Origin of the sequence: Pedobacter xixiisoli (assembly GCF_900215335.1) — a bacterium.
Taxonomy (GTDB): domain Bacteria; phylum Bacteroidota; class Bacteroidia; order Sphingobacteriales; family Sphingobacteriaceae; genus Pedobacter; species Pedobacter xixiisoli.
The window spans coordinates 822,439-834,603 of record NZ_OCMT01000001.1; the positions used below are offsets into that span (position 1 = coordinate 822,439).

Sequence of the window (12,165 nt, forward strand, 5' to 3'; positions counted from 1 at the left end):
TTTTAGTAATGATTTGTTAGAACATGATTATTTAGATATTGAATCAGTTTGCGGCCTTGGCGAGCATAGGATGCGAACATACGAAAATTACTGACTTCTTGATCAATATTGAAGCCTGCGATGGAGCTAGGTATTTCTTCGAACGTTTTACGTTCCCAGAAATTTATTTTTTCAGTTATACTTTGGATGGGAAGATTTCTCATATTGATATAAGAAAGTAAAATATCAGCATTTGTGTGACTTGAAACAGAACTCTCTTTATTGATGAAATGATTAAAAGTTTCCTCGTGTTCTGCGAGCATGTTATTAGCCATCTCATAAAATATTTTTAATGCGGTCTTTTCAAAGCTGGTGTTGAATAGGCTTGCGAGAAATATGGGGTTATAGTTCTTATAGTCTTGCAAATCAACTCCAGAACTCAATCTTTTTGCCGTCTCGAGAAGTTTTTCTTCAATGACTTGTTTGCTATCTAATAGTTCGTAAGCGAGGGTTAACATATCTAGGGTTAGGGGAAGGTCAATTCTATCGATTTCAAAGATGTCGAATCTGGAAAAATACTTATAGAGGATGGCTTCAATATCATTTTTGTTAGCGTCATTGCTATTGGCTAAGCGTTTTAGTTGGCAATAGATGACACATCCAAGACCATTCATCATGTCTGAACTCTGGATGGTCTCGGCGTCTGATAGAATTTTCGAGTAAACTTCTTCAAGGATATTCTCGTCGCCCAGATCTATGATTCCCTTAGAGACCAGCTCTTCGATTGCAAATGTTATACCACAGAGCCCGCGTTTAAAATCATTGCCCTGGTTAATGTTAAGATTTTCAATTATTTCGTCGAAAAGATCACAACTCAGTTTGAAAACTTTTTCGTCTTCGAAAAATGCAGCGTATTCCATTAAATAAAGGCATACACCTATTTTACCCTCAATGAGGCCAAGTGAAGGTATAAAATCCACATTGAGTAACAGAAACCTGTTAATCCTTTCCAATCTTTCTTTGACAGTATTTTCGTTTATATTCATCTTTTTTTGCTAAATGTCAGCCTCTTTTTTTTAAAATCGATTTTTTTAGCCTCTGTAATAAGGTTTGATCATGTGAATAGATTTCGCCGCTTGCCGATAAGGATTCAAGATTCACGTATTTTTTTCTGACATAAGATTCTAGTTCTTTGGGACATGAAATGATAATTCTTGTCTTTTTAAATTTTCCATCAACACCCGGATCGAGAATCGATTTTAATACATTTCCCTGCATTATGTTATCATTAAATTCTTTGAGGTCAGAGATTTGAATGTTAACTAATTGCCCATTAATTATATCGGTTGCTTTCTTGCTGTCAACCAGCATCTGGGCATAAATTTTCTTTTTTGAAGTTGAAATAAGCGTGTAGATAGGTGTTCCAATTTCGAATTGGTTGTTGAGCATCTCAACCTCGTTGAAATAGATTCTTCCTGTATTTTCGGCGGTAAGGAAAAAACCTTTCTTCCAGTCATCAAATTTATTTTTGAAAATGGCCACATATCCTTTGACATCCTGTTGACGTGATTTTTGCCGAAGTAACGAAAGTAGTTCCCTGTATTCCTTTTTTAATCCGATAAAATTGAGATGCTTTACTTCCAATAACATGGATGCATCGAGGTTACCGCCCAAAACTTTTTCAATGAGGTTATCCATTGCTAACACATCACTATTATTAATATCAGGTATTCCGTAAGCAATTCTTTGCCCAGAAGTGACAGAGGAGGAATCTTTCACGAGAAGTTTCGTCAGTACAAGTGGCTGTGTTGAGCGAATAATTATTGGTTTTGAGTCTGTTGAAATGAAGGTAATATTTCCGCTTTGCTTTGTCGGAAAACTTGTAAATGAAAGCCCAAGAAATAATGATAGGGAAAAGAAAAGAAGTATGATACTGCTCCATATCAGAATGTTCCTAGGGACTTTGCCTAACAAATCATCATGTTGCTCATTGAGTATTTCAATTTCTTCCATATTCTTTACTTCATTTTGCTAGTTCTAATTGATTGCTTATTAGATCGTAATAGTATGATCTATTTGATACTAGGGTCTCATGGTTCCCCATTTCCATTACTTTACCATTTTCCATTACGATAATATTATCTGCGTGTCTTACAGTGCTGAGACGGTGTGCTACGATTACTACAGTTTTCCCATTGAAAAACTTGTTCAGGTTCTCTATAATAATTTTCTCATTTTTAGCATCAAGTGCATTTGTTGCTTCATCGAAAAAGATGAAGTCTGGGTCTTTATATATTGCCCTCGCAATAAGTATGCGTTGTTTCTGTCCCTGACTTAATCCATTACCTTCATTCCCAATAACCGTGTTGTAACCCGATGGTAACGCTTCTATGAAATCGCCAATATTCGCCATCTCCACTGCATAAGCTACCTTTTGCATGTCGTAGTTACTGTTGCCTAGCGTAATGTTGTTGATGATGCTCTCAGAGAAAATATACCCGTCTTGCATCACTACCCCAATACAATCTCTCCAAGTATTGGTATGGATGTTATCTAACGAAATATTGCCGACTTTAATGTCACCAGTTTGCGGTGGATATATTCCCATCAATGCCTTCAGCAGTGTGGTTTTGCCGCTGCCGCTGCTTCCAACGATCGCAGTAATTTGGTTAGCGTTAATGGTAAGATTTATATCACTTAATGCAGCTGGAGATCTAGGCCCATTATAATGAAACGTGAAATTCTCGATAGTGATATTTGAATGATCTGGAATGATCCTTGCCAGGTTGTCGCTTGCGTTTTCTGGTTCAAGATCCTGGATCTCATTAAGTCGTTCAAGACTGATCTTGGCATCTTGATGACTTTGGAAAAAATCAACAAGCGAATCAATTGGTCCTGAAAGCTGCCCTATGATGTACTGTACAGCTACCATCATGCCAAGTGACATTTTTCCGTCCATAACATATTTCGCAGCCAAATAGCTTATGAACAGGTTCTTCATTCCGTTAATCAGGATTGCACCGGAATTCTGGTACTGATTTAATACTAAGGATTTATTACTTACTTTAAATAATAGAGCCTGTACGCTTTCCCACTGCCATCTTTTCTGTTTTTCTGAATTGAACAGCTTTATATCCTGCATGCCATTGATGAGTTGTATAAGCGTGCTTTGGTTGTTCGATTGATAGGTGAAACGTCGATAGTCGAGCTCGCGTCGATATTTTAGGAAAAGCTTAATCCATAGGACATAAATGATACTGCCAAGAACAAAAACAAGAAATATTATTTTATTATAGTAGGCCACCACTGCGCTTAGAGCAAAGATGTTCACTACAGAAAAGAAGAAGTTGATCAACGTTGAGGTCAGAAAAGTCTGCACCCTTCCATTGTCATTGATACGTTGCATCAGATCTCCAGTACGCTTTGAATCAAAAAAAGACAAAGGTAGGTTCATCAATTTCGAAAGAAAGGTTGTTATCAAGGAAATATTTATCCTGTTTGTCAACTGAAGCATAATCCAGCCTCTTATAAAGCCAACACTTGCTATTCCCAGCGTAAGGAAAAGTTGCCCAACTAGTATGATAATTAACAGTGATTCACTTTTTCCATTAATGCCGATATCCACTAGCGCTTGGGCTAGTATTGGGAGTGTCAGGGAAAAGATACTCGTTAATATAAAGCCCAAGATAAGATGAAACAATAGAGCCTTGTACTTTTTAGCAAAATATATAAAACGAGTTAAGGAACCACTTTTGTTTTTCTCGTCCTCGTCTTGGTAGAAAGTTTCGGTTGGTTCTAAAATAAGGCAATGGCCTTTTTTTTGACCATTAGTCTTTGTGCTTATCCATCCATTTTCAAATTCAGACGATTTTAGCTTGATCTTTCCTACCGCTGGATCGGCAACATGTATCCAAAGATTACCTTTTCGTTTACTCGTCTTATAGACTACTACGAAGTGATCTTTTTTCCAATGGACAATGCAGGGTAGTTTTACATCATTTGTTAACTGTTCAATTGTGATCTTAACTCCTACACTATGAAAGCCCACTGCATCTGCTGCATCACTAATCCCTAGCATGCTAACTCCATTCTTGGTAATGTAGCTTTTCTCTCTCAATTTGTTAATATTGAGAGTTCTGCCATAAAATTTGCCGACCATCTTGAGACACGTCGGTCCACAATCCATTGCCTGTTGTTGAGTATAATGTGGAAAGAAACGCATAGCTTAAATCTGGTGGGCAGTCCTGTAGTTCAAATTTGAAGACTCGTTGCTGATTACTGATGGCACATTTTCCCAATCGTAATGACGTAGTAGGACATATCCAATACCGCACAATCCTGTGAATAAACCTAACATCTCCATCTTATTGCCATCACCATACACCATTTGATAACTATTAGACAAAATGTTTTTATTCAGAGCATGTAATTTTGAGGTAACTTTTTCTTGAAGTTTTTTATCCCTGAGGTAGCTAGCACATAAGGACAATACCTCATAATCACTTCCTCTTCCGTGGCATAAACAATCAGACTCTGTCTTACCATTCAAGATATTATTGACAGCATATTTTACTTCATCAACTAACATTGGGTCGGCTCTATATTCTGACAAGTAAACCCTACTTAATGCGATGCCAGTAGAGCCATGGCACCAGGAAATACTATCCCAATTCCTTTCGGGCTCTCTCATGTCTTTCCATCGTTTCTTATTCTCGTCAAATAATTGTCTGTCATAATTTAAAGCACCTGCAATAGATTCTTCAATTTTTTCTTTTTTAAGTACTGCTTGGGCTTTGGCTAATACCAATGCGATACCCGCTGTACCATGAGCATAACCACCGAAATATTTATCAATTTCATTGGTTACCATATTTGTATAAGACCAAGCAACAGATTGATTTGGAAAACTTGTGCCATTTGAAACAATGCGGTTGACTATTTTTATTATCAATTCATCGAAATTGGGAAAATTAGGGTCGTCATTAAGATTGATAAGGAGTTCTAATAAACCTGCTTGTCCCATAAGAATATCCCAATTTTGGTTTTCCTCTAACACAGAATTGATAAACTGGATGTATAGATCAATGAATTCTTGATCTACATATTTTTTATCAAATGCAGAAAAGTGTTCCATCATGTACAAAATGGATGATGGATAGTATAATGGGCTTACTGGTAGACCTTTTTTCTCATTACTGGTTAATTGTTTAAAAAAGCCATTAAGATACTGTTCTCGAAAGACCTTTTTGGAACTTAGGAAAATTTTTTCGGCAACTTCAAAGTATCCTGATTCTTTGATATATTTCGATGCGTAGAGTAGAAAGAATGATATTCCAAGGGTTCCATCATACATGTCGTAGCTTAGTGGGGTAAATTCATACCTTTGATCTTTTTGATTGGTGGTTTTGCCCAACCAATTGATCTCTTCCTCTATCTTGAACATTTTTGACATATAGTGGTCGGCAATGATTTTCACACCACTCAAAAGATCAGTTTTAGGAAGATCCTGTTTTGGGAAATTTATGTAGCGAGTCTGATCCGAAATGTCATATTTTCCAAATTTAATATGAAAGTAGAAATTGCATGTTCCTTCAATAATCCGTAGTTGAGAGTCGATCGTCTGTTTATCTAAGTATTTCAGACGATCTAGAATGCCCTCGATGCTGTCTTTTGATTTAATAAAATGATTTTTAACAGCAACTTGATTGCCACTTGTATAAAGGTGCTTTGAGTCGTGATAAGTATAAAAATAGGGGATGTCTCCTTCTTTGAATTGAGCAGATATGCTCGTTACTATTGCAGAATTGATTGCTTTTGTGTTAAAACTAAATGTTCTTTTTAACATACTTTTTACTTCCCTTTCTTTTGCTAATGATTTAAATGCTTCAGGAATGAGGAAGCTCCGACTCAATTTGTCATATACAGCTGTTGGATGGGTGAGTATCCTGAACGGAACTCTTGAGAATAGTCCTGAGTTAAGAATGTATTCGGTTATTTCCTGCTTGTGTAGGTAGATAAAATTAATGGTCTTGGAGAAACCTTTTAATAGATATTCCAGATATTCCTCGGTAATCCCATACTTTTTGCCCTTAAAAACCGGAAGATGTTTCTCGTCGTCGGCCGCTACTCGGAAAACTTCTTTTGCTGAAACAGTTATATCCATTCCTTCTAAAGAATTCCATACGTTCGTTTTTATTTTTTCTGAGCCTCTGGCATGTAGGGCTCCACCAAAATAATCTCTTTCTAAATTATCTCCAATATTTAAGGTTGGTAATACTCCTGTTGATGTAACGCTCTCCTCAAAATAGTTTGTAAAAGCAGACGATCTGTCAATTGGAGCATGTCGGCTTAGGAGGCACTCTAGATCGATAATTGTTGGATGTTTTCCAACCGCAATAACATTATCTCCAATAATATCTACTGTTCCTAGAATATAAAAAAGTGCTAATGCCTGGCCATGGATAGTGTAGAAATCATTTATTTCTTCAAGTGTAGCGACTTCTGTGTTGCTAACATGCTCTACCCAAGCATAATGGTCCCTGTTAATAAAATTAGGAATTTTTATTGTTATATCTTCTCCTTGATGCTTAATGAAATCCAAAAGAGAAATTAGACATTCCTCTAAGTTTTGGTTCCTGGGTTTGTAAAGTATTGAGCGTGATTTAAAAGATATTTTGGATACTGATTGGCCATGTTGGTGTGCATCGCCTAGAAATAGATCAATCTTGGTAATTTTTTCATTTTCTTGATCAATAAAGTATTGTATCTCCTTCCAATCGGTATCAATACGGCAAAGTATATTCTCCAGATGCTGGAGTAGATTGCTAACATTGACTTCTAGTCTGTGCTCTAGGTATTTGTATTTTTCAAAAATATATTCAATCCATTCTTCATCCGCCGAAAGTTTATTGAAACTTTTACGTTTCGATTGATCATCCGCTCCTTCGAGCAGGCCCGCAATGTTTGCGATCCGAAGCTCATGTACCAACAAGTATTGGAATAGCGTATTTCTCAGCTGTATGTTAAGCTGGAAATTCAGGTCAAAAATAATTTCCGCGGGTTTGGCAAATCTATCCTCTATATCAAATTGTGAAACAAGTTTGCGGATCCTTCTTGCAATGTATTTATTTAAAGGAAAGAGCGTAAAATATAAGTCTGTAGACTTGATAAAATTATTTATTTCCTCTGGTTTTAATTCTCTCGAAATCTTAAGTATCTCTGATTTAATGCTTTCTTGTTTCATTCTGTATAGATTCTCAAATAAACATGAAAAGAGGGGTAGCATCCCCTCTCTTCAACTTTTGAATAATAAACGTTAGCTGTGATTGATCAATAATGTTATTAATCGATGTCCTGTACTTCCGGATCATCTACACATTTAATTGTACAGTTGCATACCGCTGTAGAATCACAAGCTTGGCTGCTAGAAGAAGTACTACAAGAACCACCGCCGGTCAAACGCAACATTTGGCTTTCGTTCAATACTTCGAACTCGCTTTTCAATTTTACTTTGTTAAGTAACTTTTTCATAATAAAAAATTTAAGGTTAAAAAATATGTGAATTAAAGATTTTTGGTCAGGTTGTAATTTTAGTCTTCAATTAGTTAATAGATGATGTGGTAGGGTATTTTTCCTTAACAAGAACTAACTTCTTCTTTTCGATAAGCATTTCCAAAGCAGAGTAAAGTGATTCGGACTTTACAGACATTTTCCCACTTTCATCTCTACTTCGTTTTACTATTAGGCAATTGGGATTATTTTCATAGTACTCTTTAAATCCGCTGGTGTCTGTAAGGATCAATGGTAAATTCAAAGCATTCATTTCGAGGGCTGTGAATGAGAATGAACCAAACTGGAAAGGAAGAATACCGATGTCTGCAATTTTGTATAGGCAACACAGATCTTCTTTGGTTAAATAGCCGGTAAATATGATCTTGTTCCAAATTCCCTTACATAATGGTAAGAACTTATCCGTATTGCCTCCTCCTGCCAGAACTAACTTTATATTTGAGTGCTTTTGGACCAACTTCTTAAACGCTTCGATAAGCTCTGCTATACCGCTTCTATTGAGTATCCTTCCGGCAAAAAGTATGATTTTTTCATTTTCGTCAGACTTTATTCCTTTAAGTACTTCTGACATCTGAAATACTTGTTTAGAAATAAGCTCAGTCGACTTATCAAATTTTATATCTACCACCTTAGAAGAATCCTTCTGATAATGTTCGGTAATAAATTCGATGTGATCGTTTGTAAAACATTGAATTTCATCTGACATATGAACCAGCTCATATTCCTTTCTGGCAAGGTGGGTTAGTTTTTGTAAATCGGGATTGGCATTTAGGTATTCCACAACCTCTTTTCGATTTCCTGGAAATAGCTCGTCCAGTAATAACGATTGTGGTGCGAAAACGATTTGCCAATCTGTTTTTGTCTTTATTGACTTTGCTAGTTCATAATCATCCACCCGACGCGATATGACAGTGATTTTATTAGTCTTTAATATCCCAGTTAGTATATCTACAATCCTTGTCGCATAAGTCATTTCATTTACATGGGTTTTAATATAAAAGAGTGGGGATGGAAATGAGATTTCACTATAATTACCAAGATCAACTATGTTAACTTCTTTGGTTACAGTTGAATGATATCTGACAATAAAAAAATCATCAACGCCTTTACTATTTTTTATAAGGTAATCACGATAGGAGCGCATACCGTAAAGTGATGATTTAAAATCTCCTTCAAGGAAAATAACCGTGTTCATGTAATAGTGTTAAAAAGGTTGAGAGTTTAAAGCGTTCGATAGCGACATACATGCAAAACAACTTGTAGTTGATAAGCAGTATATCGAATTATAATCTAGGTAACAGACCGATACTTGTTACTGTATTTATTGTATGGTAGTCATCAATTATCGCAGACTGCTTTTTTGGCATGACAAGAATAGTATTAGAGAGCATGTGTTTCATTCTGAGCTTTTATTTAAATGCGTTGTCCTAAATTAGTAATTCTGATTATAACCAAAAAAAAATGGGAAAAAATTGCACGTTTTATGTATTGTAGATTTTAATGTTATTTTATTGAGCGAGTTAAGAATCTTATGGTGAATATGCTTAAACAGGATACGATTTTAATGGGGCGTAACATTTTCTGCTTTCCCTAAACATAAACGTTATGTCTTTTTATACGGATAGCGAAATTGGAAAGGTTTCAATTTTTCATTTTACGCTACTCCTTGTTCGGTAGTGGATTATTAATCTAAACGATTTCATTATCTTTTAAGCGTCAGGTGTACGGCGGCGCTTCCAACCACATGTCCTGCGTCGGTGAAAATAATGACACTTCTTCATTGTGATCAAATACCTCTCCGTAATCTACAATCTTGAACTGTCCCATTGTTGTGATCACATCCTGTTCGGTGTAGAGCGGCAGCTGTTCCGCCTGATCGATGTTCAGGTTCTGGTTGACATGCTCGGCATCCTGTTCGTGTATCTTTGCAGAATCCATTAATCCTCAAAGCCTTCTGCAACCAACCTCGGCAATAAACCACAATGATCAATGTGGGCATGGGAGAGTACCATCATGCTTACCTCTGAGGGCTTAAAGCCAAAGTAGCCGTTGAGCTTATCGGTAATTTCGCCCATACCCTGAAACATGCCGCAGTCCAAAAGGATCTGTGTTCCGCTATCTAGTTTAATCAGGTGTTTGCTGCCCGTTACTGCTCTTGCAGCACCGTGAAATGCTATTTTCATATGTTGATTTTTATGGAGTTGATAATAATTGTAGGCAGGTTAACAATCTTTTTCCCGTAATGGTTTGCTACGGCCCGAGAATGGATGGGCGAGGCAATCTTTACTTCGTTTCTGTCAAAGGAAGCTGTAGATGTTTAAACAACGTATTTCGATTTAAATAAGATTGGTTTTGTGATAAATTCTCGAGACAAGATAATTGGAAGTCTAGATTTGGCTTTATGGCTTGCTGACGTTCGAAGTCTAAGTCGGAAAAATGCAAGAATGGCTTACGGGAGAAATGTACTATGACCTATTTACAAATTTGCAACGAAATAGAGTGAATAGTATTACGGTGCAGAGGGGCGGCAGAAGCTGGTTTATGATATAGTGATAATTACAGGATTTTAACAAGCAGGGATGATAGTATTTGCTCTTGGCTGCTGTCACATGGGTATAGGTCTAGCAATGCAAACATTGAAACGCCATAATCATTCCGATTATATATGGTATGAAAAGGGTTGTACGTAAAAATAAAGTTTTTTTCTTCAAAGGATATGGAAAGTAATTTAGTTGAAGAAAATGAAGCCCGACATAGATAATGTCGGGCTTTATCACTACCATTCTGGATTTTGTACCAGTTTATTGTTCCTGTCAATCTCAGATTGCGGTATAGGCCATAGCATGTGTTTCTTCTGAAAAGCCCTAGTTTCTGATTGCGTTCTCTTGTAAAAGTTTAGATCGGTAAAGCTAGTGCCAGCGGTTACATTCATGCCGTAAATTGGTGCTGAGTCGGTTTGTTCCGCTATTTTCCAACGTTTTACGTCCCAAAGTCGGTGCTCTTCAAAAGCCAACTCTATTCTGCGTTCGTGTCTGATCTTTTGACGCATCTGCTCTTGGTTGAGACCCGCAGGCAGAACAGGTAATCCAGCTCGTTCCCTTATCAAATTGATGTATTTGGCAATATCTGCATTCCCTGGGTCATATTCATTTAAAGCTTCTGCATAATTGAGGTAGGTTTCGGCTAAACGGAAGAAAATCCAGGATTTAAGCACGTGTACGCTATTCCTTACATTACTTTCAGGATGTACCATTTTCACGGTGGTGTAACCGGTATTGGAATGGTCATTGGAGCCGTTGTATCCGTCTCTGCCTGTAGCGTACAACTCTACACGGGTAATGGTTTTTCCGTCTGTACCCTTAAATATCCAGTCCATGCCATTATAGCCAATAGAAACATAGAAACGAGGTTCGCGACCTACATACATGTTGTGTATGCCTGCTTTGGTGTAGGTAGTGGCAGTGGTTGAAAAACCGTTTTCAGAATACCCCGATGCCGGATTGATGACGGGATTTGCGGTGGTACTTCCATCCGCAAATGGGCTTAAACCATTGGCCATTTCATACTCGTCCACCAATTGTTGGCTAGGTGCCAAGCCAATGTAGCCACCCAATTGTCTAGGCGAGGCGCAACGTTCCCAACGTATATTGTCACCGGTATTGGGCCTTGCCCAAATCACTTCACTGTTCCAGCGATCTAAGAAAACATATTGATAGGATAGATAAGGGTCAAACTGTCCATTGGACGCATTTTTTTTATAGAGGCCATTGGGCAGTTTGTCAATCAAGGCTTTCGCTGCGTCTGCCGCTCTACGCCATTTGTCTTGGTTGTAAGTTTGGCTTACTAAAGCTTTGCCGTCCTTGTTTTTTAAGTCGGCATATTCGGTATTGCCGTTCCACTGTGGACTAGCGGCATACAATAGAACCCTAGCTTTTAAGGCTCTGGCCATTTGTGCGGTTGTTCTTCCGTATTCTGCAGCACTCACTGGGTTTTCAACCAAGATTTGCATGGCCTTATCAAGTTCTGAAACAATGAAATCCACACATTCATCATAAGAGTTTCTTGGTAACTGGATTTCAGACAGCGGTGCATCGATAGGCAAAGGTTGGTCTGGCAATAGAGGTACAGGGCCATATTGTCTCAACAACAAAAAGTAGTAAAAGGCACGCAATACCCTGGCCTGCTCCCTTGTTTGCTCGCGAAAGCCTGTGTAACCGCCGCTGGTAGATTGCTCACATTCCGTACACTCTTCCACACGGTGAATATAGGTGCTAGCTGCTCTTATTCCTTTATAATATTTCGACCAAATATCGTAGGGCGTATTTACTGGCGACCAGTTACCGGTATTGAGCTGTTGATGAGGCCAATTGAATACCCAGTCTGCTTCGTCTGAAATAGGTGTATAGTTTACTCCATTAGACACTAACGGATCTGGGATATAACTATAAACGTTCGCTAGATACCTGTCTGTTTCTGCTCTTAATAAAAATACCTGATCAATATTGAGCATGTCATTAGGTTGTTTATCTAAGAATTTTTTGCAGGAGATTAAACTCATGACAGCGATAAACGCGATTATACGTATTGCATTTCTTTTCATCTTTTTCATCGTTTGTT

The 12,165-nt window shown here is 37.5% G+C and carries 9 protein-coding genes; all 9 read right to left on the minus strand.

Annotated features, from left to right (window positions below; all coding sequences use genetic code 11):
• Positions 1 to 2: 2 nt before the first annotated feature.
• The 9 genes from CRO54_RS03290 to CRO54_RS03325 all read right to left on the minus strand — a co-directional run bounded on the left by CRO54_RS03290 (position 3) and on the right by CRO54_RS03325 (position 12,157).
• On the minus strand, positions 3 to 1,025 hold the full coding sequence (locus CRO54_RS03290; RefSeq protein ID WP_097128662.1) for a glycoside hydrolase family protein: 1,023 nt from the start codon (positions 1,023 to 1,025) through the stop codon (positions 3 to 5).
• Positions 1,026 to 1,041: 16 nt separating this feature from the next.
• Positions 1,042 to 1,992: a hypothetical protein gene (locus tag CRO54_RS03295; protein WP_097128664.1), complete on the minus strand. Its 951-nt coding sequence runs from the start codon at positions 1,990 to 1,992 to the stop codon at positions 1,042 to 1,044.
• 10 nt (positions 1,993 to 2,002) lie between these two features.
• Positions 2,003 to 4,201: a peptidase domain-containing ABC transporter gene (locus tag CRO54_RS03300; RefSeq protein WP_097128666.1), complete on the minus strand. Its 2,199-nt coding sequence runs from the start codon at positions 4,199 to 4,201 to the stop codon at positions 2,003 to 2,005.
• Positions 4,202 to 4,204: 3 nt separating this feature from the next.
• Entirely contained in the window at positions 4,205 to 7,222 is a 3,018-nt protein-coding gene (gene lanM, locus CRO54_RS03305) for a type 2 lanthipeptide synthetase LanM (RefSeq protein WP_171047811.1), read from the minus strand.
• A gap of 98 nt (positions 7,223 to 7,320) precedes the next feature.
• Positions 7,321 to 7,509 carry a hypothetical protein gene (locus tag CRO54_RS03310; RefSeq protein WP_097128670.1) on the minus strand — a complete coding sequence of 63 codons (189 nt, stop codon included), beginning with the start codon at positions 7,507 to 7,509 and terminating at the stop codon, positions 7,321 to 7,323.
• A gap of 70 nt (positions 7,510 to 7,579) precedes the next feature.
• Entirely contained in the window at positions 7,580 to 8,743 is a 1,164-nt protein-coding gene (locus CRO54_RS03315; protein ID WP_097128672.1) for a glycosyltransferase family 4 protein, read from the minus strand.
• A 521-nt stretch (positions 8,744 to 9,264) separates the two neighbouring features.
• Positions 9,265 to 9,486 (minus strand): MBL fold metallo-hydrolase, encoded by a 222-nt coding sequence (locus tag CRO54_RS21420; protein WP_240775002.1) that lies wholly within the window; start codon positions 9,484 to 9,486, stop codon positions 9,265 to 9,267.
• Entirely contained in the window at positions 9,486 to 9,731 is a 246-nt protein-coding gene (locus CRO54_RS21425; RefSeq protein WP_240775003.1) for an MBL fold metallo-hydrolase, read from the minus strand. The genes CRO54_RS21420 and CRO54_RS21425 overlap by 1 nt, the downstream gene beginning before the upstream one ends.
• A 593-nt stretch (positions 9,732 to 10,324) precedes the next feature.
• Positions 10,325 to 12,157, minus strand: a complete 1,833-nt coding sequence (locus tag CRO54_RS03325) for a RagB/SusD family nutrient uptake outer membrane protein (RefSeq protein WP_171047812.1) — start codon at positions 12,155 to 12,157, stop codon at positions 10,325 to 10,327.
• Positions 12,158 to 12,165 lie beyond the last annotated feature (8 nt).

What these genes read in the sequence shown, in the direction of transcription:
- CRO54_RS03290 (WP_097128662.1), bottom strand. Translation starts at nt 1,025, where the DNA reads ATGAATATAAACGAAAATACTGTCAAAGAAAGATTGGAAAGGATTAAC.
- CRO54_RS03295 (WP_097128664.1), bottom strand. Translation starts at nt 1,992, where the DNA reads ATGGAAGAAATTGAAATACTCAATGAGCAACATGATGATTTGTTAGGC.
- CRO54_RS03300 (WP_097128666.1), bottom strand. Translation starts at nt 4,201, where the DNA reads ATGCGTTTCTTTCCACATTATACTCAACAACAGGCAATGGATTGTGGA.
- lanM (WP_171047811.1), bottom strand. Translation starts at nt 7,222, where the DNA reads ATGAAACAAGAAAGCATTAAATCAGAGATACTTAAGATTTCGAGAGAA.
- CRO54_RS03310 (WP_097128670.1), bottom strand. Translation starts at nt 7,509, where the DNA reads ATGAAAAAGTTACTTAACAAAGTAAAATTGAAAAGCGAGTTCGAAGTA.
- CRO54_RS03315 (WP_097128672.1), bottom strand. Translation starts at nt 8,743, where the DNA reads ATGAACACGGTTATTTTCCTTGAAGGAGATTTTAAATCATCACTTTAC.
- CRO54_RS21420 (WP_240775002.1), bottom strand. Translation starts at nt 9,486, where the DNA reads ATGGATTCTGCAAAGATACACGAACAGGATGCCGAGCATGTCAACCAG.
- CRO54_RS21425 (WP_240775003.1), bottom strand. Translation starts at nt 9,731, where the DNA reads ATGAAAATAGCATTTCACGGTGCTGCAAGAGCAGTAACGGGCAGCAAA.
- CRO54_RS03325 (WP_171047812.1), bottom strand. Translation starts at nt 12,157, where the DNA reads ATGAAAAAGATGAAAAGAAATGCAATACGTATAATCGCGTTTATCGCT.